The organism is Capilliphycus salinus ALCB114379, assembly GCF_047276495.1.
GTDB classification, from domain to species: domain Bacteria; phylum Cyanobacteriota; class Cyanobacteriia; order Cyanobacteriales; family Microcoleaceae; genus Capilliphycus; species Capilliphycus salinus.
In genome coordinates, this window is record NZ_CP178543.1 from 6,934,975 (window position 1) to 6,960,355 (window position 25,381).

Genomic DNA, 25,381 nt, shown 5'->3' on the forward strand with positions numbered 1-25,381 from the left:
TAAAATTATAGCTTATCCCTGCCAGTATTGATTCAGAAAAAAAGCTAACGCAGCGCTACTGAGAGGAACCGTTAGATTATCGATTCCTAATTTTGAAAACGCTTCCATTGCAGTCGCTACCACCGCAACAATCCCCGAAATTACCCAAGTTTGCCAAATATTTCCTTGAACTGTCAACAAAATTAAGCAAGCAATAATAAAACTAACCAAACACATCGTTAACGAACCTTCCCAACTTTTTTGAATCCCCCCAATTTGATAGCGATGTCGTCCAAAATTCTGACCAATGACTGCTGCAAGTCCATCACCCCAGGTCATTATTAACACCCCTAAAACCGCATATTGGGGTTGATTTATTGTCCAAAAACAACCAATTAAAACCCCAATACTCACCGCATAAAAAAACGTTCCTAAGCTTTTGCGTCCAACACTATTAATACTCGGTAAAATCGGAAGCTTATAAGAAATTAGAGCGATAATACCCGAGATAACACCCGCAGAAATTCCAATCCAAGCGGGAATATTTAGCCACCATGCCAGTAGAATAACATTTCCCGTGCCAATATGAACAACCTTTCGAGAAACCTCCGCCTCAACAAAAACTAGACGATTTAAGCCTTCAGCAATCACCAAAACAACACCCAACCATACCGCAACTAAAGCGATTTGTTGCCATATATTCCAGCTTTCTGTAAAACTTTCAGTAAAAATAGACATCACAATTTGACAGATTTATTTACAAATTTACAAAATCAGTCGATTGAACTTTGAACAGAGAGGCTTGGATTGACTCAATGTGTTTTTTAGTATATCATAAAGATATCTACAAGTGATTAAAAAAAATAAAATAGAACTTTTATCTACTAAAATACTTATAAAAATTGATTTAATCTCAAACTAAAAACCTTGTGATATTATCAGAGAGAATAGAAACATTTACTCTCCCATCAAGGTAGTGAAGTCTCAAGAAAATTTGGTTCAAAAATCTACTCCGGCTGATACAGAAAAGTTTGGAAATACAAATGTATATAATTTAGATTCTAAAACAATACTCAATAAGGCAACAGGATATATTGGTTCTTATGACTTTACCCTGAATCCCTATCGAGGTTGTCAATATGGATGTAGTTACTGTTATGCGGCTGCATTTAGTCCAAATAATCAGATGCGTCAGGATTGGGGAAACTGGGTAATTGTCAAACAAAATGCGATTGAATTGATAGAAAAAGAGCTAAAAAAATGGTATAAGCGTTATCCCAATAAACCTCCGACTATCTACATGAGTAGTGTAACCGATCCCTATCAACCTTTAGAATCTAAAACTCAATTGACTAGGGGTTTATTATCGGTGATGGTTCAATATCAACCGATTTTAGTGATTCAAACTCGCAGTCCAATTATTGTTAGAGATATTGATTTACTCAAACAGTTTAAACGCTTGCGAGTAAACATGAGTATTCCCACAGGAAGCGAGTCCGTTCGCAAAGATTTTGAACCGCGTTCGCCGAGTATTCAAGCCAGACTTAATGCGGTGGGAAAACTCCGACATAATATTCCAGATAATCAAGGTCATCAAATTAGATTTTCCGTAACTATAACACCTTTACTCCCCATTTTACCAGAGGATGAAACTCAGTTTATTTGTAAATTAGAAGTTATTGATCGCGTGGTAATTCAAGCCTTTCATTCGCCGAGTCAAAAATCAGTTTTAGCAGCAACGACTCGGAAAGAAGCTGTCAATCTTAAGGATAAATATCAATGGTGGTATGACAACGAATCCGAAAAATATAACCACTTTCTTGAAAAGTTAAAAGATTTACTTAGTGATGTAGAAGTTTTTGAAGGAAAAGCAGGATTTGGCTATGATTAATATGATTAATTTTTTCAAAAATTGGTGGAGAATCCGAAAGTTTTGTGCAGCTTTAAAACAAGGCAATGAAGATTTAGCTCGAAAAATTATTCGAGACGCTAAACTTTCCGAAAGTCAACTTTCTTTAACGGAAAAGCTGTATAGAGACAAGTTGAAGTTAACCTATAATCTCAATCAAAAAAATAAAACGATAAAGCAATTAAAAGAAGAATTAGAAACAACTGTTCGGGAGTTAGATCAATTGAACTCTCTTACAGAAGTTTCAACGAATAACCAATTTTGTTTGTTACCCGAAAAACAGTTGATTGATTTTATCTGGGAGCAATTTAAACTCATTGAATGCGATACAGGATTACTGCAATGTACGGGAATTCATCAAGAAATATTTGAGGATATTGAACGGAGTCTAGCCGACTTTATTGAAGGGGAGTTTAAAAACCAGCGTAGTCGTTCAAAAAATAATTTTGAGTCAATGCTAGCGGAAGCTATAGAAGATTTGAATAGTTTAAAAGAGGGAAAAGATCCAAGTTACAGTTATTTTTTCAGTCCTCATGTTTACTTGATTCGTTATTTTTTAGAAAATGTATACTGTGCTTATCTGGCTTGGTTTTTAATCTATCAATCTGGATTTTTACCGACACATCTCAACATTCTTGATATTGCAGCAGGTCCGGGAACTGTTGCTTACGGCTTAGATTTATTCTTACAAAGTAGTCATCTTTTAATTCAGTTACCTCCAGTTCAGGTTGCTTACTATTCCCTCGAAAAACGAGATACATTTCAATACAGAGGTTTGCAGTTTTGGCGGAAATATAGCGAACAAAAAGTAAATGCAACCAATGCTTATTTTCGCTTTGATACAGCGGATTTATTCGACGAAAAAGCTGATTTTCAAAAAATACCCAAAGACTTTTTTGATTTTATTGTGATTTCTCATTGCTGGTTTTATGACGTTAAAACTCGCAATTCTGCTTATCTCAAATACAAACAAATATTCAAATCGAGTTTAAAACCCGGAGGTTACGTTTTACTGATCATTCAAGATAAAAAACTGTGGAAAATTAACAACTTAAAATGCTGTGAAGATGCCGTTCAAGAACAAGAGTTAGTGGAAGAAATGCTTCTGGAAATGGATTTGAATTTAGTTTGGTACAAATATTTGAATTCTACCCCTCAAAGAGCTACAATGAAAGGGAGTGAGTTTGCAAGATTTGCTAAATCAAACCTATTTACTCAAAAATACTTAGGCAAATTAATGAAAGAGTATTTAGGAGTTAAGTATAATTCTCACTATACGCTGGATGATTATGTTATCCTGGCATCACCAAACTAAAATTATTACAAATAAATAACTAAATTTGACTCGGATAAACCTATGCTAAGTTAGAAACAGTACAACCTCCTCACAACATTTTCGCTATGTTAACCTCAGAAAACATTTTACAGGAACGTTACCAACTCCAAAAACAATTGGGACGAACGGCTGCGGGACATCAAACCTGGTTATCAACAGACTTACACACCCAGGAACAAGTCACCGTCAAGTTACTGGCGTTTAGTCCCCAGATGGAATGGGAGGAATTAAAATTATTTGAACGAGAAGCAGAAGTCTTACAATCCCTCGATCACCGTTATATTCCCCGATATCGAGACTATTTTTCCATCGATAGAGAAACGGGATCGGGTTTACCTTGGTTTGGGTTAGTTCAAGATTATATTCCCGGATCTTCGCTACAAGAACTCATTGAAAACGGAAAACGATTTACCGAGTCTGAGGTCAAAAAAATTGCCAAAAGTGTTTTAGAAATTCTGATTTATTTACATCAACTTAGTCCTCCGGTTTTGCATCGAGATATCAAACCCAGTAACTTAATTTACGGAGAAGATAAACAGATTTATTTAATTGATTTTGGCTCGGTACAAGCTCAAGCTCATGTGACGGGAGTGACGTTTACTGTAGTTGGAACTAGCGGTTATGCACCCTTAGAACAGTTTTGGGGACGAGCGGTTCCGGCGTCTGATTTGTATGGGTTGGGAGCGACATTAATTCATATTTTAACTGGAATTCCTCCCGCAGATTTACCTCAAAAAGAGTCTCGGATTCAATTTAGCGATCGCGTTACTATCAACCCTCATTTTATCAGTTGGTTGGAGGCGATGACAGAAATTGCATTGGAGAAACGCTTTCCTACTTCAACGGTAGCATTGGAATGTCTTGTTTCTAATCAAGAGCAAGATTTAATTCCCTCCCAACCCGGACAAATTAAAAAAATTTCTAAACCTAAATATAGCCGAATACATTTAACTAAATCCTATCGGGAGTTAAATATTTATTTTGGATTAAAAGGATTTACAGCAGTCCTCGATCAAAAAATTACAGGTACTAATATTGTGATTAATTATTTTTTCCTAACTCTGTTTTTTTTATACATTTTAGCCAGCCTGATATTTGTTTATCTATCATTTGTATTGCTAAAATGCGCCATTTTGATTACAATCTTATTGGCGATCATAACTTTTTTCACGAATGAGGAAACTTATGTGAAATTACAGCGAAATAATAAAATTAAAATTCATCGCCAGTCATTTGGATTAGTTTATGGGGTACAAGTTGAGAATCTTTCTAACATTTTAGGCGTGTTTATAAGAGAAATAGACTCTGATCACTGTGCGGTTATCATTCGTTCAGAAACTCGCACTCATCAAATTCTTAGAGGATTAAAGGAAAGAGAATCTCTTTGGCTGGTCCAAGAAATCCAAGATTGGATAAACTATAGATAAGTTGGTCAAAAATAGGATTTTTTTAACAGTTTTACGCAATACTTCCCCGTTTTCGGGCTTCTTTATAAGAAGTACCGATATTTTTCATTCCCGCTTTAATCATTTCTTGTTCTAACATCGCAAAAAAACGAGTGCGATCGCCTCCCCTAACAACAGCTTGGTTGTGGGCTTCTGCTAACGCGACCGGATAACCGTAGCCTTTTTTAACTTGGGCGATCATCATTCCCAAAGCCAATTCTAACTGTTCGGAATTTTCCGCCACCCAAGCCGGAACTTCTATTCTAGCAATTTCTGTCCCCACATTGACATAACAAAAATAAACTTGATGACAATCATATAAATCTAATATTCTAGCTTGACTTCGCCATAGCGGACTGCGTTGACCCGGTTGTAATTTAGACGCCCAAATGACCGTATCTCGCAAAGGTTCAACGGTTTGACAGGGTGCTTTTTTAGAAAAGCCTTGGCTGTCAATAATTCCCACCGTCGGACAATATTTAATACAGTTGGGTTGGTCGTGGGGACAGGCTTCTAAACGCAAAAAAGACACCGTTTCGCTGCTGCGAGAAGCGCTGACATATCCGAGTAATGGAATACCCGCCAACCGCAAAGTATCCCAAGCTTCTAATATCGGTTGTAAGATTAAATTTCGGGCTTCACTTGGGAGTTGTTCGAGAAACCAATAAGTTAAACTGCCATCCACCATTGCTAAAGTTGGAATGGATAATAGATTTCCCGGAATCATCGATAAATACTCGCCAATTTCTGCTAGAATAACTGCCTCAGAAACCGTGCGTCGATATCCCATCCATTCTTCGGTTCTAATTCCCCACTGACGAGAAATATACAAATCTTCCGGTTGATAATAAATTTCGGGTATACTATCTAAAACCGGATGGCGACTTTGACCGTAATACAAAATAATCCGACCCACATTTAACAAATAACAATAGGCGATTTCGTGGGCGCTGGGTGAAATTTGAGAACCATCTGTCGCGAAGACCGTATGAACTTTTGGGGGGGCGGCAATATAGCAACAAGCATCTATGGGTTCAACCGGTTTGGCGGGGTTAAACAGAATACGATTCGCCAAATTTTCCTGATGTTGAACCAACTGATCTTGATGAAGTTTAGCCGTTTGTAACAAGCTTTCAGCCACCTCTAACCGTTTGCGGGCGGCTTCCACTTCCCGACTCATATGTTGACTCATTCCCTGCATTTGTTGGGCGAGTTTGGTTAGATCAAGCATGGGTTTTCAGATGACATGAAAACAGGTAATGAGTTTAATCATAAAACAAAATTGACCTTTCAGCCAACACCCGTTTAAACTTTTCAATCTTTCATTACCCCCAAGCGGAAAAATCATCTGTAAACTGAGACAAAGATAAAAGCTGAATACCCGGATACTCAGCAACAGAATTGCGTTCACTTTCAGTATTATAACCCCAGTCCGCCAAAAATAGACGCACATCTCCTAAATCGGGTTGTTGTTGAACGGTTAGCAACGTTTTCAGACGATCTTCAACAAACCAAATGTCAGGAGTCGGTTGAACTCCTGCCAATAACTCCCGCAAAATTTCATATTTGGGGCGTTTTTCACCCTTGCCAAAAATCCTCCCTTTTTCGAGATGAACCCCTTCTTTTTCCAGAAGCGATCGCACAAACCGTTCCTCTTTAGTTGTGATAATATAAAGTTGTAAACCCATCTCTAAAAACCCTTTAACCCGTTCGATCACACCCGGATAAAACCGATGCAAAGACAACCAACTGGGCAAATCTTCAGAAATCCACCGATCGCGAATGCCATCGAGTTGAGTCGATAACATTTTGGGGTCAAGATTTTCTTCAGTAATCGTTTGTTTGGCGATCGTTTGCCAATCGTTCAAAATCTCGGTTTCCGAAGTTCCTTTGACCAATTCTCGCACCAAAACAGGCATTTCCCAACCCGTTTCGATCACCGGTCGAGTTCGATAAAATTTGGGGGCAAGATCATCAGCAGGAATAGAATTATCAGGCGACCAAATGCGACAATAAGTTCGCCATGCCGTCTGAAAATACTCAATCATACCATCGCAGACAACCCCATCAAAATCAAGGGCAAGCGTCGGTTGGTTGGCGCTCATTAATCAAAACCTCCAATGGGATCATCAATTTGGGTCAAAAAGGGGGATAATCGCGATCGCCCGCTTCAATGTATACTATGCAGATGTCTCTGGCGACAAGTCAACTGAGAACGTTTTCGCTGAGAAAGATTAAAATAGAACTAACATAGCCGTACAGAACACTCAAACCTCTATGACACAAATACAACCGACCGTCACACCCAACTTAGAAGAACCGAAATTTGGATTTAATCGCTATGCCGAACGTTTAAATGGCCGTGCGGCGATGGTGGGTTTTGTGATCACCCTAGCTATTGAATATTTTACCGGACAGGGGTTGCTATCCTGGCTCGGCTTGAGTTAACCTATGGGCAACTTCCTCGCTTCCGAAACGGTTGATATCCCTTTCGCCGTTGAGGAAGTTCGAGGAAATTGCTCCAATCACCCGTTCAAATTTGTTAAGGTTGATGTAAGCCAAGGCGATCGTTCAACGGAGCGAGCAAGCGAGTAAATTTCATTACGGACACGCACCAAAAGTTAAAGAAAATAACAGTAATAGAGAGTAGAGTCAACACAGATGAACGCATTATGGCTGCGGATGTTTAAGTCTGCTTATCGTAGAGAGCCAGTTGTCAGTTTTATTATAACCGTCGGAGCGGTTGATGCTGTGATTGGCGGGGTCGGCGCCAGTTGGTCGCTGTTGAGTTTTGGACTGGGAACCGTTGGTGTTGCGGTTGCGCTGCGATGGTGGCAAAGTCAGGGGTCACAGGGAGAGTCCCCCGAAGCCGCACCCGAATATTATCTCCCTCCGAGTCCTTCTCGACCTCCCCTTCCGATATTAAACCCTAAACAAAAACGTCCTCCTTATTAATTGTTAAGTCACAAAAAGATTGATTCTGATGGTTTCTGTAACGCAGGATAAGCCGCTTAAAATTGGAGAAATTGCCAGTCTGAGTGGAATATCAGTCAAAACCATTCGCTACTATGAGGAAATTGGTTTATTGACTCCCACCGTTGAGCGCTCGCCGTCGGGATATCGTCTGTTTAATCCTTCTGTTTTGACCCGGTTGAGTTTTGTCAAACGCGCCCAATCTTTGGGGTTGAGTTTAAGTGAAATTCGAGAAATTTTAGAAATTCGCGATCGCGGTCATTTGCCTTGTGGCGAGGTCAAGCACTGCTTGGAGGTTAAAGTTGAAGCGATTAACCAACAAATAGCAGCGTTAGAAGTCCTCAGAGGCGAGTTACAGGGGTTGCTTGCTCAATGGGAGGATCAACCAACCTCAACCCAAGCGGCGCACACCATCTGTCCGAATCTTCAAGCCGAGTCCCAAACACAAAGGGAAGGGATTTTCTGATTTTCCCTTCCCTCGCCGTTCTGACTGGTTTTGGTTGCTTTGGTTGTTTTGACCGCCCGATTCGGGCTTCAGTTTGTTTCGCAGAACTTGTTGCCGTTTCTTCAGTTGTCTGGCTCGCGCCGAACCGCCTTTTCCTTTATCGTTTCTCCCCTGGCGGCGTGGGGATTCCCATCGCTTCATGTATTGAGCCATAGCTTTCCCTTACATTACCATACTCTAGAGTATAAATCTAAATTTTTGAATGGTCAACCCCTAAACCCAAAAATTTTCGTGATTTTGACGAATAATCTAAAATCGCGAAATTGCCATTTAAACTGAATCAATTTAACTTTTATTTTTGAGTCTAAAGTCGGTCGGATAAGCGGACGGATTTTTCAGAATTTGTCTAAGTTTTCAAAATATAGACTTGAGAAATTTCCGGAAATTTCAAACGTTAATTCTCGCGGAGCTTCGATCATAAATCAGTATTTTTCCGGTTGTATTTTCGTAAAGTTGTGTAACAATAAGAGTAGAACTTACAGTAATCAATCTTATGCTGCATTTAGGAGCCAATTTCAATCAAATCCACAAAACCTTATGGAAGATGGTTAATCAAGGGTTAAGAAGTGCGATTTTTTTAATCCTATTGGTTTTGGGGGCAATTCCCTTAACCTTATTCGCTCTATTAACCTGGAAAGTGGAAATGAAAACAACGGGAGAAAACCGAAAATCAACACCAAGCCAACAACCCCATTTAAGCAATAACTTATCACCCTACCAACGGGGGTCAGACTCAATAAACGCCAGAGCCACATCAACCGGAACCGGTCTAAGAAAATAAAATCCTTGAGCAAACTCGCAACCGAGCAAACGTAACTGTTCGACTTGCTTTAACGTCTCAACTCCTTCGGCAATGACCGCCAATTTTAAAACATGAGCCAGGGTAATAATAGTCTCGACAATTACAAAATTTTCTCCTTCTCCATTCGCTTCCATTTGGGAAATAAAACTGCGGTCAATTTTCAGGGTATCTACCGGGAAGCGGTTGAGAGAACTTAAAGAAGAAAATCCCGTACCAAAATCATCAATACTCAGACGAATATTGAATGCTTTTAACTGAAGTAACAAGCTAATCGTCTCATCCACATCTTGCATCAATACACTTTCGCTAATTTCCAAGCGCAAATTCCGGGGATTAATACCAGATTCTAGAATAATATCTTGAATTTCCTCAACTAAATCCGGCTGCGAAAATTGTCGGCTAGATAAATTGACTCCCATAATAAACTCAAAGTTTCTTCCGTACCGATCTTCAATTCTTTTTAACTGATGACAAGCCTCTTTAATCGCCCATTGACCCATCGGAATAATTAAGCCCGTTTCCTTGGCGACCGACATAAATTCATCGGGAAATAGTAAATCTCTTTCTGGATGTTGCCAACGAATTAGGGCTTCTAAACCGATAATTTGACCGGTTGTTAATGAAATTAAAGGTTGATAATGCAAGACAAACTCTTGACGTTCTAAAGCCAGTCGCAAATCAGTTTCTAACTGGAGATGCTGTTTCCCATCAACGATCATTTTCGGTTCAAATACTTGATAGTTACCCGTTCCTTGACTTCGGGCTTGATACATCGCTGTATTCGCATTTCGCAATAATTCTTCAGCAGTTCCCTTTCTAGAGTCATTTAAAGCAATACCAATACTAAGGGTTCTAAAAACTTCTTGTTCTTGTAAATAAAAGGGTGAAATTAAAGCTTGATGAATGCGTTCAGCCACACAAATCCCATTTTCAGGCTGTCTAAGATTTTCAATTAAAATTGCAAACTCATCCGAACCCAAGCGAGCAATAATATCGCTAGTTCGCAGGCAAGTTTTTAACCGTTTAACCAACTCAATTAACAGTTGATCGCCCGCTTGATGACCCAAACTATCATTGATCATTTTAAAGCGATCAACATTTAAAAATAAGATGCCACAAAATATATTTTTCTTTCTTCTAGAGTTAATTTTACCTTCAATTTTATTTAAAAATGAAATCCGGTTCGGTAAACCCGTTAACGGATCGTGAGAAAGATAATAAACCTGTTTATAAGCAATCACACTAATACTGGTTAACACGAACGCTAAAGCGGGGGAAATCAAAGGAAGCCATCCTTTCCACACAAAGAATACATAGCCAGTTCCTAACAAAAATAACAGCCCCAGACTGATGGCAATTCCTTGTTTAAACGGATGTCGAATTGCCCAGGTAACACAACCCCCAATCATCGCCCAAATTCCGATCCAAATCGGTTCTAATCCGGGAGGTAAAAACCAAAATAATCGCGGAGATTGGTTCAACGTTTGCGGTGTATTGATACCCCAATTTTGAGAAGCTACACTAATAATATTACTCACCATCTGAGCATGAACAAAAACCCCCGGCATCATCGCTTCATTCAACGCCGTCGCACTGTAGGGTGTCAAAAAAACATCTTTTAAACTCGGGGCTGTGGCACCAATTAACACAATTTTATTTTCAACTAAACTTGGCTTTAACTTTCCCGCTAAAATCTCGCTAATCGAAATACTTTTGGCAATTTGAGAGCCGCGATAATTTAACAAAATTTGATAACCTTGATCGTCAAGACTCGCATAGCCCCCGCTCCAGGCTTTTAACGGAACAAAAACCCCTTGACCCAACTGCATATAATTGGGATTCTGAGAATAATTTTTGGGTTCAATTCCTTGAGATTTTAGATAAAATAATGCCAGTTGTAGGGAAAACGAAAATAAAGTTTCCTCCTCGGTACCCGCAAACAAAAGCTGACGGCGAATTACCCCATCCGGATCGACCGGAACATCATTAAACCCAATGCGAACGGGGGGAATACTGGGCGGAGGAGGAATGCGAGGAATGCCCAAATTTGTAATTGCAATAATATTATCCGCTTGCAGTTGAGAGAGAAGTTTTTCCGTTCCGGGCGGTTGCGATAAATCTCGATAAATATCAATTCCAATCACCAGGGGTTGATACTGTTGCAGTTGAGCCAAAGTTTCGGCTAAAACCTCGTCGGATAACGGCCAACCTTGGGTTTTTAAATCCGCTTCTGTAATGGTTACAACTAACAGCCGAGAATCCGGTTTTTTTTTCGGTTGGAGTCGCACCAACAAATCGAACATTCTCAATTCTAAAGGTTGTAAACTGCCGGATTGTTGTACAATAATAACAATCAAGGCGATCGCCAAACTGGCAACTAACCCCGGATAAAAGAGAATCTTTACCGCCGTAAGTAAACCGTTTTGATCGCCAGTCAGCCCAGATATTCGCGATAAAATAGAACGCAGTTTAGAAGAGAACATAGAATCGAGGTAGATTTCAAAAATCGTCAAATCCAATCCAATCGCGGGATTAAGAGTCTTAAACCGTCACCCTCAAAGGGAAAATTAACCCCCCGAGAAATAATTGAGCAGACGGAAATAATTTGATCCTACCTATTAATGATAGTCTGAGTTTTGAGTCTTAAAATATCGTTATCGAATTGCAGGATAGATTACAGTCCATGACCAATCAACATCCAATTCCCGTCATTGTTAATGGTGCAGGTGGTAAAATGGGGCGCGAGGTGATCAAAGCCGTCGCCAATGCCTCCGATATGAACCTGATCGGCGCTATCGATCGCAACCCGGAAATCTTAAACCAAGATGCCGGTGAACTCGCCGGAATAGAGCCTCTAGAAATTCCTCTGACCAACGATCGCGAAGCGACCTTAGTGATGGCAGCCCAGGAAAAACAACCCGGTGTCATGGTCGATTTTACCCATCCCGACTCAGTTTATGATAACGTTAGAGCAGCGATCGCCTATGGAATTCGTCCGGTTGTGGGAACGACGGGATTAAGCCCCGAACAAATTCAAGACTTGGCGGAATTTGCGGATAAAGCTAGTATTGGCTGTTTAATTATCCCCAATTTTTGTATTGGAATGGTCTTACTTCAACAAGCCGCAGTCACCGCTTCTCAATACTTCGATCACGTCGAAATTCTCGAACTTCACCACAATCAAAAAGCCGACGCCCCGAGCGGAACCGCCATCAAAACCGCTCAAATGTTAGGAGAATTGGGGAAAACTTACAACCCCCCCAGTGTCAGCGAAAGCGAGAAATTAGCCGGAGCAAGAGGCGCCGTTGGGGCGGAAAATATACGCATCCACAGCGTGCGACTTCCCGGATTAATCGCCCATCAAGAAGTCATTTTTGGGTCGTCGGGCGAAATCTATACCTTACGCCATGATACCACAGATCGGGTTTGCTATATGCCCGGAGTGTTACTCGCAATTCGGAAAGTTCTGCAACTCAAAACCCTCGTTTATGGGTTAGAAAAGATATTATAGAAGTGCGGGGATTGGGGTAGATTGGGGTAAAAAATTATCGCAACTTGACCCATTTAATGGGTCATTTCCTCCCCGACTGCATCACAAAAGCACTGAAAAAATAGCACTGACGCTCTATGTTGATTCCCTTAACTCGCCAAACCTTTGAGGAATTAATTCCCGCCGTCGCCACCAGCGATCAATATCGTTATTGTTGGGGAAAACTCTCAGATTTTTTAAAGCGACTGTTAATTTCTGCCGTTTGTGGATCGGTTTGGATTATTATAGAGATCGCCGTCGAAGGCGATAGCATCAAATCCATTTTATTAGTCTTAGGATTAATTACCATTCTCTACTGGTTTTGGGGACCCGTTGTTGATGCCAGTTTGCGAAATCTTAAATGTCGCAAATATCCCTACTGCGGATTTTGGCAGGGAAAAATCCTCGATTATTATATTACCGAAGAAGTCACCAGCGAACAGGAATCGGTCAACCAACGAGGAGACCTAATTATTATCGAAAATTTAGAGCGTCGAATCAATGTAGAAGTCGGAGACTCAAAAGGCTTTACCACCCGCATACAAGCGCCCTTAAACCGCTCTCATAAAAAGCTGCATCGGGGTCAAGTTGCTCAATTAATCGTTATGTCTTACCTCGAAGATTTAAGCCGAATTAGCGAAGTTTCCGACCTGTATATTCCCAGTCAAAACTTGTGGGTGAGCGATTATCCGTATTTGCGCCGAGATGCCTTTGTCGATTTAAGCCGGTGGGTGCGTTCTCAGCGAGACAGTCGCAAGCGATCGCGAACCCCTGTAGAATAATAGAATCAAAATAAAATCAAGGTGTCGTTCATCCGAGTTTCATGTAAAAAAACGACTGATGGCTTGATCAATTGCTCGTATAAATTAGAAATATCTGGGGTGGTCAACTCCCTATAAATCGGAGGAACACACAATGGAAACACCTGCAAATCTAAGTTTAGAGCAACAATTCAAGTTAGAAGTTCTACAAAAAGAAGTTAAACGCCTAAGCCAAGAAGAAGCGCAAGCTTATCTGATTGAACTTATGCGTCAAAATATGGTCAAGGATAACCTACTCAAACACTGGATCAAAAATCCACAATAGCAAGAAATTGGGCGCAAGTTTTGCGCCCCCATCCGAAACCAAAACTAATTAACATTAACTTCGCGACCGTAGGCTTGCCAAGCCAAATCGACCAAACCATTAACAATAGCAACCGATACCACCGCACTTCCTTTGCGGCCATCAATGCGAATATGAGGCACCATCGAGTCATGTAAACGAGACTTGGCAACATCCGCCCCCACAAAACCCGAAGGCGTGGCAATTACCAAAGCCGGCTTAATTTCCTCGGCTTCAATTAAATCCACCAAAGCCGAAAGAGCCGTTTGTTCTTGACCGATGACAAAAATCGCCTCGGGATAGCGTCGGGCCAAAGTTTGAATCCCCCAAGCCGTGCGGGTTTTTTCCCGTTGGGGTCGAGTCACCGCTTCGAGAGAACAATATACAGGATTAGCAAAAGTCGCTAAAATTTGAGGACTAATCCCCACCTGCACCATCGGTACATCGACAACAATCGTTGTGCGAGCGGCGAGGGCGGCCGCACCCGCTTGTAAAGCTTGATCGGAAAAGCGAACGAGGGACTTATACTCAAAGTCCGCAGTCGTATAAATGACCCGACGGACAATTTCATACTCGGCAGGAGAAAAGACGTGATCGCCAATTTCGTGATCGATAATTCCTAGACTTTGGGCATCGGTAATGTGCCATTCCATCATGATCTTTTGCTGTTATCCGTCTGCGAGTCCGTGCAGTACCCCCGAACCAAAAACAATCTAAGCCAGATATTTTCTGCTGACCGCAGTTCAGGATGGGAATTGAGTGCAGCACGGATCTGTATAATAGACAAGTGTATCAGGCAAGATGTGGAGTGGATAACCTTTAATCAATTGAATTTAAACTTCTCCAAAATCAAACAGGATCGAGAGTTTCGTCAATTCCCAATCCTGTGGTTAAACGGGTTAGATTGTTGAATCGAAACTTAGCTTTCTGAAGTCGAAGGCTGGTTAAATGCAGGGGTCAAATAAGCCGCCAAAACACCAATTAGAAATGCGGCAATATTACGAACTAATGGCACCCAGTCGGAAGTCCGAGAAACCACCGGGCCGATACCGAAAGCAATAAACAAAATTCCCCACAACGGAGAGAAAATTAAAGCCCACTGCCAAGCCACAATTTGTCCGGGTTTGCGAGGAATAGCGGCAATTCCACAAATCACACCGCCCAAAGCCGAGGTGATCAGCGTTAAAATCCACTGTTCCCGGGGAAGTCCCGGTACAACCCGACAACCACCTTGACTTAAGCAAGATTTAATCGCACCGAGAGATTGAAGAATTGATTGATCTTCGCCGTTATCTCGCACAAAATATTGGTTGCCATAACGGGTTTGCAGTTCCACCCAAAACGTGCGGGAAAGCAAGGCGTAAAGGTCGCGACCGACATTAAAATTGAGGATATTACCGCCCCGTTGGTCGGCAACCAGCAAAACACTTTTATTATCGAGTCCCCAGTAGTCTTTGACTGCACGACCCGGAGTCTGATCGAATTGGGTGAGAACTCTCAGTTTCCAGCCCGTATCCGCCTCAAATTGCTCAATCTCGGAAACCAGTAATTCTTCTTGAGTATCGGTGAGAACTTCTGCCAAGTCAATCACGGGCGTTTGAATATCGGGAAGTAACTCGGGGTTGTCATAGGCTTGAGCAACCGGAGCCAACATCCAAGTTGATAAGCTTAAACAACAGGCCGCTAAAGATACCACGAGTCTACGAAGCCATCTCTGTTTCATGGGATTGTCTGTAATGGTCTAAATCGTCAACGATAAAGGATGTTATTAACCCAAGGATAATCGAAATCTTATATTTCTTTACAATTGTTAACTTTAACATAGAATTTTCTCACAGAACAGATCTCACCCGTTAACAGTCACCAGTCACCATATGCGGGAACGTCCGTTGCTCCGATACGGAAACCGCCAAGTCCGCACTGCCTCACCAGTCACCCTCCGGGTTCGCAGTCGCTCCTTGATGGAAGCCACCAAGACCGCGCTGCGAACCCGTCACCAGTGATAAGTACCATGCGACTGATAACTGCCTTTTACCTTTCCCCTTTTACCTTTCCCCTTTTACCTTTCCCCTTCCCCCTTTCCCCTTTCCCCTTCCCCCTTTCCCCTTCCCCCTATTCCCTACTTCCTGTCAACGGACACAAACGGCGATCTTCATTGCTAACGTAGGGATTGTACTTGAGATAATTACCCACCCATTGACAGGCCCGTTGGGTGAGATCATCAAGATCCAAATTCCACAAAATCACCTTGCGATCGCGACTCGCCGAAGCTAAAACCTTACTATCGGGACTAAAACTAATACTCATTACACTATCGTGATGACCCAGTAACGTTTTTAGCAAAGTCCCATTGTGACGACTCCACAACCTCACATAACCGTCATAACTCGCCGAAGCGATCAACTGACCATCGGGACTAAAAACCACACTCGTCACACTATCACTCGAACCCTTTAACAGCGTTTCCAACAACACCCCCTCCCGACTCCACAGTTTAACCGTATTGTCGTACCCCGCAGAAGCGATCATTCGACCATCCGGACTAAAACTCACCCCCAACACATAAGCTTCGTGGGCTGAAATCGTTTTTAACAGCTTTCCCCGTAAATTCCACAGTTTAACCGTACCATCATCACTCGCCGAAACTATCATTCGACCATCGGGACTAAAACTAACACTATTCACCCATCCCTGATGACCCTTGAAAGTCCGCAACAAACGACCTTTTGAAGTCCAAAGCTTAATCGTTTTATCCTTACTCCCCGTAACCATCAACTCACTATCTGGACTAAAACTCACACTCATCACACTCTCATTATGAGCCGTCCAAGTTTCCACCTCCGAAACCAAAGATGGGGAGATAGGGAGATGGGGAGGTGGGGAGATGGGGAGATAGGGAGATAGGGAGATGGGGAGAAACTGTTTACTGACAACTCTAATAACTGGTGACGGGTTCGCAGCGCGGTCTTGGTGGCTTCCATCAAGGAGCGACTGCGAACCCGGAGGGTGACTGGTTCGCAGCGCGGTCTTGGTGGCTTCCATCAAGGAGCGACTGCGAACCCGGAGGGTGACTGGTGACTGATAACTGCCTGTTCCCTCAAAAAACGGATGACTGTTAATACCATCTAGGCGCCACAACTTCACAGTATTGTCATAACTCGCCGTTGCTAACAGTTGACCATCGGGACTAAAACTAATCGCAGAAACCCGATCTTTATAACCAGTTAATGTCTGTAACCAACTCCCATCACGACTCCACAATCTTACCGTTTGATCTTGAGATGCCGAAGCAAGAATTTGACCATCGGGACTAAAACCAACCGCTAAAACGCGATCGCGATGTCCTTGTAATATTTTTAAAGGAATATCATCAATGTGCCACAATTTTACCTTTTTGTCATAACTCGAAGATGCCAAAATCTTACCATCGGGTGAAAAACTCACATTTGTAACTTGATCTCCGTGTCCTTGAAACGTTTTTAAAAGTTCTCCGTCTCGACTCCAAAGTTTAACCGTTTTATCCGCACTGGCTGTGGCGATCTTTTGACTGTCGGGAGAAAACTCAACCCCATAAATTAGCTGTTCGTGTCCGCGTAAAATTTTTAATAAACGACCTTGACGGCTCCATAATTTTAGCGTCCGATCTGAACCGACTGTTGCGATCAATTCTCCATCGGGTGAAAAGCTAACCGTATAAACTTTTGACGGATTAGAACTACTATGACGCAGGGTAGCAATGCGTTGACCGGTCAGGGTAAATATTCGGGCGGTTCCGTCGTTTCCTGCGGTGGCGATCGCCTCACCTTCCGGACTAAAACTCACCCAATTTAAAGAGGAATGATGAGTTGTTATTGTTCGGATTAACTCCCCGTTTCCATTCCACAATTTTACCGTTTTGTCTTCGGACGCAGAAGCGATTATTTCACCATCGGGCGAGAAGGAAACGCTCGAAACCATATCAGTATGACCGCTTAATGTTATCGGATTTTCTACAATTTTGCTCTCGTTTGCCAACTTCCATAGTTTAACGGTTTTATCCTGAGAAGAAGAAGCGATTGTTTGACCGTCGGGACTAAAACTAACGGAGGTAATACTTTTTTGATGACCTTTTAAAGTCTGTAAAAGTCGGCCCTCGGGAGTCCAAACTTTAATCATTTTATCGACACTTCCCGAAGCAATCATTTTCCCATTTGGACTAAAACTAACATCCCAAACAACTTCGTTGTGTCCTTCTAAACGGTTGAGTTCGTGAATCCCATAAACCGCTTGTTGTAGGGTGGCTGCTATTTGAATTTCAATATTTTCTAGGTCAAAATTCAATCGGCTCAGTTGTTTAAGTTGACTCAGGCGTTTGGCTGCTCTTAGACTTTCCATAATTGCATCAAATTTTTGATGGGAAAAATACAAAGCATCGGAAGCTGCGGTTAATGTGGCAATGTTGGCAAGTTGTTTTTGTTTGTAGGCTATTTTGGCGGTGAAACCGAGTCCAATGGCGGTAATAATTGCCAATCCTAATAATTGTTTTAACAGGCGGTTGCGATCCATGAGTTGCTTTTGACTCATTTTTTGTAATGCGGCTTCTGCTTCTTTTTTTGCGGCTTGGGCTTGGCGGAGTCGTTGATGAATTTCTGTGCGGCGTTGTTGTTCTTTGATGGCGTAGCGTTGACGAATGGGTAAGACTAAATAATCGTGCAAAAGTTGATAGCGATTTTCGGGTATTGAGGTAATACGAACACAGGGTTTTTCTCGTTGGCGCAATAATAAACCGGATTCTAAAATAACATCAATAAAGGATGCCGGTTCTTCGGAATTTTCTAAGGGATCGAGCTTATAATTGGAACGAATAGCGGCGACTAATTCCCGACGAGTTTTGATAGGTCGAGTAAATTTTTCATCGGTTAGCGCGAATAAAACATCCCAGGCTGCATCTTCGTTTTCTTTTCCACAATCTTGAATTACTTGTTCAATTGAATGTTTAATTAGTTCGGCTTTGGGATTTTTTCCCAGTTGTTTATACTGGGCGAGTGTGGTAATTCCTTGTTCGCCTTCTTCTTGTAATTGCGCCCCAACCACTTGTAATTCTATCGGTCTAACTTCCCCTTGTTCGTCGGTTAAATCTTCAACTAAAGTCTCAATTAAAGCCGGTTCTAGTTCAAATTTAGCCCGTTGAGTTAAACGTTCAATTACAGCTTTTGCTTCGGTTTTAGAAAAATCTCTTAAGTGATAACGATTTTTTTTATCGAGAATATTATTATTAATTGCATCCATTTTGACCAAGTTTTCGCATTCTAAAAGGTAGTGAAGATAATCTTCTCTGAGCGATAAAATAATTTTGACAAAGGGCAAATCCAAACAAATTCTGATAAACTGAGAGAATGCACAAACTTCCGATCTAGAATTCACAAAAAAGAATTCTTCAAATTGGTCGAAGATTAAAACAGTTATTAAATTTTTATCAGTATTTCTAGAAAGACTTTTCAAAACAAAACAATCGGGATTTAATATAAATGTAAATGCCTGTTCTTTAGCCATTTTCCAAGGTCGATTTGCGGCTTGAGCTAACACTTTATGCCAATTTTTCTTCAAATCAATCTGTTGCTTGGAACGAAAATTTTCTTGGGCTAAAATCGCTTTTGCTAAACCCTGTTCTATCTCTTTAGACCAGTGAGTATAACTGCGAACAACCACAGGTAAAACATGACGGGCGCTCAAACTCATATTTCTTAAAGCCGGAACTAACCCCGCATTTACCAAAGAACTTTTTCCCACTCCCGATCGCCCGTGAATTACAATTAACTTATGATCGTCCCTCCCCAGTCGTTGCAGCAGTTCATTAATATCTTTTCGCCGACAAGAAGCCATAATTTCCTCCGCCATCATCATCGGCGTTTCCACCTTTAAACTCGACGGATTAATCACCTGTTTCGTCGGCTGAAGTTGATCGGCACCAATAAACGCTCTAAATCCGTATTGATGCTCAGTTTCTCGCTGTTTTTTCTTAATTCTAAATGCTTGCAAATATTGACCTTGTTCATAGTAAATCGAGCGCAACTCTGCTAAAATACTAATATACAATTGAGGATCGTATTCAACCTCAGTCCCCGTTTGAGCCTGTTCTAAAACCTCGATCGCCCGTTCCCACTCTCCCAAATGTTTGCTACTGCGAGCCAACAATAACAGATACACACTCCGACTCGAAACCGGTTCGGATTTCGGTAAAATGGTTAAAGCCAATCGAGCCAATCTATGCGCTTTTGACCACTGAGAATGTTGTAGCGCAACCTCAGCCAAAAAGCCATAATCTTTCGCCAATTGACGGGGTGTACCATAACTCAGGTGCATTTTTAGCATTCGTTGGACAAAGGTTTGTAACTCATCCCATTTGTGCAAACGTTGCAACAATTCTCCCCGATAAGACATCACACCCGCCACCAAATCAGAACGTTTGGCTTGTTCAAAAACCTGCTGACATTGTTCTAAACTCACTTGAGCTTTCCCCAACAAACTTTCACTCAAACTCGGATTTCGAGCCGCTTGTAAACGGTAAGTTAGAGCAATATAAAACAGCACAATTCCCCGATATTTAATAATAGATTTTTCCCCGTTTTTAATATTTCCCTCGGGTTCGCTCAATTCCTCCCCACTCCCCCTCGTTTTTTCCCCTCCCTCATCCCTATCATCATGCAGCAAAGCCAGAAAACTTTTTTGGTAATGAATTCGAGCCAAATCGCTTTGATCGTTGCGATCGCGATCCAAACCCCAAATAAACTCCCGACAAGCTTCTAACGTCGGTTCCAACTGATAACCCCGATTTTTTAAATCCCGCCAAGCAGACTCCAGTTCACCCCGACGCCGCGAACCCGGAGAAAAATCATAATTATCTTGGCAAAATTGCAGCGAAGAAAGCGAATATTGACTCACAAGTTCTCCTTCTTTTATCTTCAATTCTGCAAAAGAAAATAGAATATTTGCTTGCTGTTTAAGATATTCAATTAGTTCGCAGGTTGCCAACTCAAATTTCAACGTCGCCGCAGCCCAACTTTTAAAATCGGGAGCCAATCGAATTAATTTAGTTGCAACTTCATCGGTGATCCACAAAATCAAAGGGAAAGGAAAATGTTTGCGAAATTCATCTCGAACTTGATTCGTAGAATTGAGTAAATGATCCAAAGAAGTCACACTTTCTAACCCCAAAACCATTAAAGCCGCAGGCGGTTGATTTTCAATCGCTAAAGATATCGTTGTATAAAGGGTTTCAACGGATTCGGGTAAAATTAATTTTTGAATGGGAATAGGCGACTTTTGTTCCAATTCTCCGATCAGTTTGAGTTGGAGGCGAGCATAGTTACAGCGAACTAATATCAAAGAAAATTGTTCTTGAGATAGAGCAATTGACCGCACTAAGCGACTCATAAAATGTTCGTTGTGACTGGTGATGTCTTGAGAGGTAGAGAGATTATCCATTAGATCAGCAGTTTAGATGCACACTGCAATAAAATTTTCTTTTTTTCTTCAGTTTATTTGAATTGGTAATCTAAAGAAAGGGGGGAATTAGGAAGAAGAGGTTAAACTTCTTCGGAGCGCTCCCCCCTGAGAAAAGACACAATCTAGTTCCGATATTCTCCTATTAGTGTCTCATCTTTCTTTGCAAATTAGCCAAACAAATTTATCCTAAGCCCGAATAGACCGACAATTCTACTCAGGCTTAAGATCGCATACATCAAATTTTATTGAAATGTTAGCCACTTTGTCAACTAACGGCAATAGTGGGGGTTTTTTTCCCATTTATACCTAGTTTATCCGGCGATCGCACAAACTACAGAATGGTTATAAAGTCAACTAATCACCTATCCAAAACAATTTAAAAGACTATCTAACCAAAGATTGATTTAACTCTAAAGTCCCCTGTTTAAATTGTCGGGTTTCCTCCAAAGCCGGATTGATTCCAAACCAGCGCCCCTCACGATCGCGATATTCAAAAACAAACATACTTCTGAGCAAAGTTTGACATTCTTCCTCACCGCGAACGTGTTGATGATTAACCACTTGCACCAACAGTTTCCATTCATCTTCGGTAATGGCTCCGAGGAGATCATCTCGATATTCGCGAATCACATTTTCCAAACAATCGCGAGTAAAAGGAGGATCGGCTTGTTGCAAGCAGCTATACATCAACATTAATAACCGTCGCATATGACCCCCACTGATGCGACACAGGCGATCGAGAGTTTCGGGAGTATCAAATAACGTGGGAATTAATTCAGCCCGTTGTTCGCTCGCAATTTTAGGAAAAGCCCGAGCCAAAACCATTTCTCGCAACATCGCCATTCCCTGAGGATTATCTTCGCCTTGACGGGTTCTCACCGGAATCATGGGAAGCACTTTCGGTTTGACGCCAAATCGACTGGACAACCGGCCATAATCGTTAGAAAACATTAAAGTTAGGGGAATGGTATAAACCACATGACAATCGAGGCGTTTAAGTTGTTCGCCGCGATCGACAAACAGATATTCTGGCTGAGTTCGCCCCCAAGGTTTTGGGGAATTATCCACCCGATCGAGGTTATCAATAATGACAACCAAGCCTTTTTTTCCTTTGGCTTTTAACGCCGTATTCGCCCGATCCAGGAGTTCTTTATTAATAGCATCGAGAATACTGCTGACTCGCGGTTCGAGATATTGTCTGAGTTGAGAGCGGAGTTTGGGGGCGTCTTTGGTACGAGCGGTTAATTTGGCGAATCCGACGGAAAGTTCTGCTTCTCCAGACAATTCTAGGGGAGTTTGTAAAAAGTCAGAAATTTCGGTAAATAGGTTGGCAAAGTATCCGGCTTTGATGCGAATTTGAGCGGCTTCGAGATTTTCACTGACTTGATGGGCGATCGCGAGTAAAATATCACTGATATCGACATCTGCCATATCTAAATCTTGGGAAGACTCAAAATAGACGACATGGTATCCAAGTTGTTCTAAAGTATCCTTGAGTCGAAACAGTTCAGTCGATTTGCCACAACCGATGTGTCCGGAAAACAGTTGGCAAGTGGGTTCATCCCCAGACAGAAGCGTAATGGTGCGGCACAGTTCTCGAACCAGATCGCTACCCCGAACCGAAGAAAAATCGATATAATACTCCCGATCCTCAGGATTTGCCATGTCAATAGTTTTACTCGGATTGCAGGCTTTGTAAAATTGGATCAAATCTAAGCTCACCACAGCGGACTCTCTTTTGTGACAATTCTTTACTCAAAGTATAGAATGACACTTGGCTCCTGGGGTGTAGACTTACAGCAAACAGGAGAGTCCGACAGACTGAATGATAACAGTCAAGGGATTAACCCATCGGTACTCTTAGCCATTCGCCTATCCTCAGTCGTGTGCAATCTCAGTGTCAATCGGGATCGAGCTTAACCGATAACAATTGATCCCCAATTTTTTTTCAAGCAAAACCCATGATTTTGATCGGTCACAACAGTAGCGACAAGAGGGACTTATGACAAATATTGTATCTGTTTCTTCTCACGAACTCGGATCTCGGCGCCAACAACTGCGCCGTCAACGCCGTTTGCGCCTGGTACAAGTCCTGTGGCAAGCTTTAGCCGTTAGCGGTTTAACCGGGGGAGTCTTTTGGGTAATTAACCAACCCATCTGGTTGATTAATCAACCGGAACAAGTTACAGTCGAAGGAAATCAATTACTTTCAGACCGACGCATTCGCGCCCTACTGCCATTATCCTATCCTCAATCGCTGTGGGAAATTCAACCCCAAGACTTGGCAGAAACCTTAGAATCCCAAGGTCAAATAGCCGAGGCGAGCGTCAGCCGACAGTTGTTTCCCCCCCGCTTAACCATTAAAATCCAAGAGCGTCGTCCGGTGGCGATCGCCCAACCGAGTCCGACCTTAACCCGACGTTCCGATGCGGCGCAAGTGGGGTGGCTCGACGCCAACGGGGGTTGGATTCCCCTAGAAAGCTATGCTAAATTAGAAAGATCTCGACAGTTGCCGAGCCTAAAAGTGATTGGCAATCCCGAGCAGTATCGTCCCCATTGGACGCAAATGTACGAAGTCTTAAGTCGATCTCCAGTGGTGGTTTATGAGATCAACTGGCAAAATCCGGCAAATTTGATGATTACCACCGAAATCGGAGTGGTGCATCTCGGCGCCTTTAGTCCCCAATTTGCTCAACAGCTTCGCGTGTTAGATCAAATGAGAAACTTACCCGAACAAGTGGATTTAGCCTTGGTGGACTACATTGATTTACAGAACCCCGCCAATCCTGTGATTCAGATGTTGCCAGAACCTTAAAACTTTGCTATTGTTGCCACGATCGCGACTCAACCGGGTTAAGCTCCTCGATCGATCTGTTGTACTTGCCATCTGTGCCGTGAAAGTCCGTTGGGTCAAGCCATTGCTTTCAAAATTACTCTTGGTTTAGATCGCAACTTACCCTATAGTTGAATTTGAGTTTCGTCCTTTATGGAAACGTTATTCATTACCCCTATCGATTAAAATGAATCCTAAGATTAACCTGGGGTCTACCCAAAGAAATAATAATAATGAGCCTTCCGATCAGAAGGGAAATCTCTGGTTAGCCGCAGAAGCAGCCAATCCATTCCGCAAAAACGAGCGTATGGTAAACCCCAATAGCGAAACTAATAATTCTATGCCTCACGAAGAGTCCTGGAATACCGATATTATACCAAGTAACGCGGCGAAGATTAAAGTCATTGGAGTCGGGGGCAGTGGAGGAAATGCGATCAATCGCATGATTGAGAGCGAAGTATCGGGTGTAGAATTTTGGGCTGTCAATACAGATGCCCAAGCCTTAGCTCAGTCGAAAGCCCTGAAACGTTTACAAGTCGGACAAAAGCTAACCCGAGGACTGGGAGCGGGTGGAAATCCGGCGATCGGACAAAAAGCCGCAGAAGAATCGAGAGACGAGATCGCCCACGCTTTAGAAGGGGCGGATTTGGTGTTTATTACCGCAGGTTTGGGAGGCGGAACCGGAACCGGCGGCGCTCCGGTGGTGGCGGAAGTGGCCAAAGAAGTCGGTGCCTTAACAGTGGGCGTAGTGACCCGGCCATTTACTTTTGAAGGACGACGGCGCATTTCTCAAGCCGATGAAGGGGTAGCGGCTTTACAAAGTCGGGTAGATACGTTGATTATTATCCCCAATAATAAACTGTTATCGGTGATTAACGAACAAACCCCCGTTCAAGAAGCCTTTCGCTATGCCGATGATGTGTTGCGCCAGGGTGTACAGGGGATCTCCGATATTATTACGATTCCCGGCTTGGTGAATGTGGACTTTGCAGACGTCCGGGCGGTGATGGCCGATGCGGGTTCGGCGCTGCTCGGAATTGGCCTGGGATCGGGCAAATCGAGGGCCCGTGAAGCCGCGATCGCCGCGATTTCCTCTCCATTACTGGAATCATCGATTGATGGGGCGAAAGGGGTTGTCTTTAATATTACCGGCGGAACGGACTTGACCCTGCACGAAGTGAACGCGGCGGCGGAAACGATTTATGAAGTGGTCGATCCCAATGCCAATATTATCTTTGGGGCGGTGATTGACGAGCGCTTGCAGGGAGAAGTGAAAATTACCGTGATCGCCACCGGATTTTCGAGCGAAAAACAGCAAAGCGTTCCGAGCAACCGAGAAGCGGCGCCGTTACCCCGAAATGCTCCCCCGCCGCCGACCCGCACTCAGGAGCAGCCAAAACCCCCCGCAGAACAGCAGCCCCAACAGCCCGGGCTGGATATTCCCGATTTTCTCCGCCAGCGCCGTCCTCGACGTTAGAGTA

20 protein-coding genes are annotated in these 25,381 nt (G+C 42.5%); 12 read left to right on the forward strand and 8 right to left on the reverse strand.

The window, feature by feature from the left end; translation table 11 throughout:
* Positions 1-12: 12 nt before the first annotated feature.
* Positions 13-717 (reverse strand): diacylglycerol/polyprenol kinase family protein, encoded by a 705-nt coding sequence (locus tag ACL6C3_RS28135; RefSeq protein ID WP_413163121.1) that lies wholly within the window; start codon positions 715-717, stop codon positions 13-15.
* Positions 718-955: 238 nt separating this feature from the next.
* Here ACL6C3_RS28135 and ACL6C3_RS28140 point away from each other — a divergent pair, with 238 nt between their 5' ends.
* From ACL6C3_RS28140 to ACL6C3_RS28150, 3 genes are all read left to right on the forward strand, one after another.
* The gene (locus tag ACL6C3_RS28140; RefSeq protein ID WP_413163123.1) at positions 956-1,870 is read left to right on the forward strand and encodes a radical SAM protein; all 915 of its coding nucleotides are present in this window, start codon (positions 956-958) and stop codon (positions 1,868-1,870) included.
* Positions 1,863-3,203, forward strand: coding sequence for a PspA/IM30 family protein (locus tag ACL6C3_RS28145; RefSeq protein ID WP_413163125.1), 1,341 nt, complete (start codon positions 1,863-1,865; stop codon positions 3,201-3,203). The genes ACL6C3_RS28140 and ACL6C3_RS28145 overlap by 8 nt, the downstream gene beginning before the upstream one ends.
* An 86-nt stretch (positions 3,204-3,289) precedes the next feature.
* On the forward strand, positions 3,290-4,651 hold the full coding sequence (locus ACL6C3_RS28150; RefSeq protein ID WP_413163127.1) for a serine/threonine protein kinase: 1,362 nt from the start codon (positions 3,290-3,292) through the stop codon (positions 4,649-4,651).
* 31 nt (positions 4,652-4,682) lie between these two features.
* Here the strand turns inward: ACL6C3_RS28150 and ACL6C3_RS28155 are convergent, their stop codons facing one another.
* Together ACL6C3_RS28155 and ACL6C3_RS28160 are read right to left on the reverse strand one after the other, a co-directional pair.
* Positions 4,683-5,900: a DNA double-strand break repair nuclease NurA gene (locus ACL6C3_RS28155; RefSeq protein WP_413163129.1), complete on the reverse strand. Its 1,218-nt coding sequence runs from the start codon at positions 5,898-5,900 to the stop codon at positions 4,683-4,685.
* Between the two features lie 94 nt (positions 5,901-5,994).
* Positions 5,995-6,774, reverse strand: a complete 780-nt coding sequence (locus ACL6C3_RS28160) for an HAD family hydrolase (protein WP_413163130.1) — start codon at positions 6,772-6,774, stop codon at positions 5,995-5,997.
* A gap of 172 nt (positions 6,775-6,946) precedes the next feature.
* Here ACL6C3_RS28160 and ACL6C3_RS28165 point away from each other — a divergent pair, with 172 nt between their 5' ends.
* The 4 genes from ACL6C3_RS28165 to ACL6C3_RS28180 all read left to right on the forward strand — a co-directional run bounded on the left by ACL6C3_RS28165 (position 6,947) and on the right by ACL6C3_RS28180 (position 8,108).
* Positions 6,947-7,117, forward strand: a complete 171-nt coding sequence (locus tag ACL6C3_RS28165; protein WP_413163133.1) for a chlorophyll a/b-binding protein — start codon at positions 6,947-6,949, stop codon at positions 7,115-7,117.
* Between the two features lie 3 nt (positions 7,118-7,120).
* Positions 7,121-7,264, forward strand: a complete 144-nt coding sequence (locus ACL6C3_RS28170; protein WP_413163135.1) for a hypothetical protein — start codon at positions 7,121-7,123, stop codon at positions 7,262-7,264.
* A gap of 66 nt (positions 7,265-7,330) precedes the next feature.
* Positions 7,331-7,624, forward strand: a complete 294-nt coding sequence (locus ACL6C3_RS28175; RefSeq protein ID WP_413163137.1) for a hypothetical protein — start codon at positions 7,331-7,333, stop codon at positions 7,622-7,624.
* 28 nt (positions 7,625-7,652) lie between these two features.
* Positions 7,653-8,108, forward strand: coding sequence for a heavy metal-responsive transcriptional regulator (locus ACL6C3_RS28180; RefSeq protein ID WP_413163139.1), 456 nt, complete (start codon positions 7,653-7,655; stop codon positions 8,106-8,108).
* A 753-nt stretch (positions 8,109-8,861) separates the two neighbouring features.
* Here the strand turns inward: ACL6C3_RS28180 and ACL6C3_RS28185 are convergent.
* A complete protein-coding gene (locus tag ACL6C3_RS28185; protein ID WP_413163142.1) occupies positions 8,862-11,432 on the reverse strand; it encodes an EAL domain-containing protein in 2,571 nt (856 codons plus the stop codon).
* A 200-nt stretch (positions 11,433-11,632) separates the two neighbouring features.
* On the opposite strand from ACL6C3_RS28185, the gene dapB reads away from it, so the two are divergent.
* From dapB to ACL6C3_RS28200, 3 genes are all read left to right on the forward strand, one after another.
* Positions 11,633-12,460, forward strand: coding sequence for a 4-hydroxy-tetrahydrodipicolinate reductase (dapB, locus tag ACL6C3_RS28190; RefSeq protein WP_413163145.1), 828 nt, complete (start codon positions 11,633-11,635; stop codon positions 12,458-12,460).
* A gap of 116 nt (positions 12,461-12,576) precedes the next feature.
* Entirely contained in the window at positions 12,577-13,260 is a 684-nt protein-coding gene (locus tag ACL6C3_RS28195) for a phosphate ABC transporter permease (protein WP_413163146.1), read from the forward strand.
* A gap of 133 nt (positions 13,261-13,393) precedes the next feature.
* Positions 13,394-13,564 carry an NblA/ycf18 family protein gene (locus ACL6C3_RS28200; RefSeq protein WP_413163149.1) on the forward strand — a complete coding sequence of 57 codons (171 nt, stop codon included), beginning with the start codon at positions 13,394-13,396 and terminating at the stop codon, positions 13,562-13,564.
* A 44-nt stretch (positions 13,565-13,608) separates the two neighbouring features.
* Here the strand turns inward: ACL6C3_RS28200 and ACL6C3_RS28205 are convergent, their stop codons facing one another.
* From ACL6C3_RS28205 to ACL6C3_RS28220, 4 genes are all read right to left on the reverse strand, one after another.
* Positions 13,609-14,235 (reverse strand): precorrin-8X methylmutase, encoded by a 627-nt coding sequence (locus ACL6C3_RS28205; RefSeq protein ID WP_413168428.1) that lies wholly within the window; start codon positions 14,233-14,235, stop codon positions 13,609-13,611.
* Positions 14,236-14,501: 266 nt separating this feature from the next.
* The gene (locus ACL6C3_RS28210; protein WP_413163151.1) at positions 14,502-15,305 is read right to left on the reverse strand and encodes a TPM domain-containing protein; all 804 of its coding nucleotides are present in this window, start codon (positions 15,303-15,305) and stop codon (positions 14,502-14,504) included.
* A 389-nt stretch (positions 15,306-15,694) separates the two neighbouring features.
* Positions 15,695-21,046 carry an eIF2A-related protein gene (locus ACL6C3_RS28215; protein WP_413163153.1) on the reverse strand — a complete coding sequence of 1,784 codons (5,352 nt, stop codon included), beginning with the start codon at positions 21,044-21,046 and terminating at the stop codon, positions 15,695-15,697.
* Between the two features lie 405 nt (positions 21,047-21,451).
* Positions 21,452-22,732 carry an ATP-binding protein gene (locus tag ACL6C3_RS28220; RefSeq protein ID WP_413163154.1) on the reverse strand — a complete coding sequence of 427 codons (1,281 nt, stop codon included), beginning with the start codon at positions 22,730-22,732 and terminating at the stop codon, positions 21,452-21,454.
* Positions 22,733-23,069: 337 nt separating this feature from the next.
* Here ACL6C3_RS28220 and ACL6C3_RS28225 point away from each other — a divergent pair, with 337 nt between their 5' ends.
* Together ACL6C3_RS28225 and ftsZ are read left to right on the forward strand one after the other, a co-directional pair.
* On the forward strand, positions 23,070-23,882 hold the full coding sequence (locus ACL6C3_RS28225) for a cell division protein FtsQ/DivIB (protein ID WP_413163155.1): 813 nt from the start codon (positions 23,070-23,072) through the stop codon (positions 23,880-23,882).
* A gap of 205 nt (positions 23,883-24,087) precedes the next feature.
* Complete coding sequence (gene ftsZ / locus ACL6C3_RS28230; protein WP_413163157.1) at positions 24,088-25,377, forward strand: cell division protein FtsZ; 1,290 nt, start codon at positions 24,088-24,090, stop codon at positions 25,375-25,377.
* Positions 25,378-25,381: the final 4 nt, after the last annotated feature.

Excerpts from the sequence above, each read along its gene's own strand:
- ACL6C3_RS28135 (WP_413163121.1), bottom strand. The coding sequence starts at position 717 with ATGTCTATTTTTACTGAAAGTTTTACAGAAAGCTGGAATATATGGCAA.
- ACL6C3_RS28145 (WP_413163125.1), top strand. The coding sequence starts at position 1,863 with ATGATTAATATGATTAATTTTTTCAAAAATTGGTGGAGAATCCGAAAG.
- ACL6C3_RS28150 (WP_413163127.1), top strand. The coding sequence starts at position 3,290 with ATGTTAACCTCAGAAAACATTTTACAGGAACGTTACCAACTCCAAAAA.
- ACL6C3_RS28155 (WP_413163129.1), bottom strand. The coding sequence starts at position 5,900 with ATGCTTGATCTAACCAAACTCGCCCAACAAATGCAGGGAATGAGTCAA.
- ACL6C3_RS28160 (WP_413163130.1), bottom strand. The coding sequence starts at position 6,774 with ATGAGCGCCAACCAACCGACGCTTGCCCTTGATTTTGATGGGGTTGTC.
- ACL6C3_RS28165 (WP_413163133.1), top strand. The coding sequence starts at position 6,947 with ATGACACAAATACAACCGACCGTCACACCCAACTTAGAAGAACCGAAA.
- ACL6C3_RS28170 (WP_413163135.1), top strand. The coding sequence starts at position 7,121 with ATGGGCAACTTCCTCGCTTCCGAAACGGTTGATATCCCTTTCGCCGTT.
- ACL6C3_RS28175 (WP_413163137.1), top strand. The coding sequence starts at position 7,331 with ATGAACGCATTATGGCTGCGGATGTTTAAGTCTGCTTATCGTAGAGAG.
- ACL6C3_RS28180 (WP_413163139.1), top strand. The coding sequence starts at position 7,653 with ATGGTTTCTGTAACGCAGGATAAGCCGCTTAAAATTGGAGAAATTGCC.
- ACL6C3_RS28185 (WP_413163142.1), bottom strand. The coding sequence starts at position 11,432 with ATGTTCTCTTCTAAACTGCGTTCTATTTTATCGCGAATATCTGGGCTG.
- dapB (WP_413163145.1), top strand. The coding sequence starts at position 11,633 with ATGACCAATCAACATCCAATTCCCGTCATTGTTAATGGTGCAGGTGGT.
- ACL6C3_RS28195 (WP_413163146.1), top strand. The coding sequence starts at position 12,577 with ATGTTGATTCCCTTAACTCGCCAAACCTTTGAGGAATTAATTCCCGCC.
- ACL6C3_RS28200 (WP_413163149.1), top strand. The coding sequence starts at position 13,394 with ATGGAAACACCTGCAAATCTAAGTTTAGAGCAACAATTCAAGTTAGAA.
- ACL6C3_RS28205 (WP_413168428.1), bottom strand. The coding sequence starts at position 14,235 with ATGGAATGGCACATTACCGATGCCCAAAGTCTAGGAATTATCGATCAC.
- ACL6C3_RS28210 (WP_413163151.1), bottom strand. The coding sequence starts at position 15,305 with ATGAAACAGAGATGGCTTCGTAGACTCGTGGTATCTTTAGCGGCCTGT.
- ACL6C3_RS28215 (WP_413163153.1), bottom strand. The coding sequence starts at position 21,046 with ATGGATAATCTCTCTACCTCTCAAGACATCACCAGTCACAACGAACAT.
- ACL6C3_RS28220 (WP_413163154.1), bottom strand. The coding sequence starts at position 22,732 with ATGGCAAATCCTGAGGATCGGGAGTATTATATCGATTTTTCTTCGGTT.
- ACL6C3_RS28225 (WP_413163155.1), top strand. The coding sequence starts at position 23,070 with ATGACAAATATTGTATCTGTTTCTTCTCACGAACTCGGATCTCGGCGC.
- ftsZ (WP_413163157.1), top strand. The coding sequence starts at position 24,088 with ATGAATCCTAAGATTAACCTGGGGTCTACCCAAAGAAATAATAATAAT.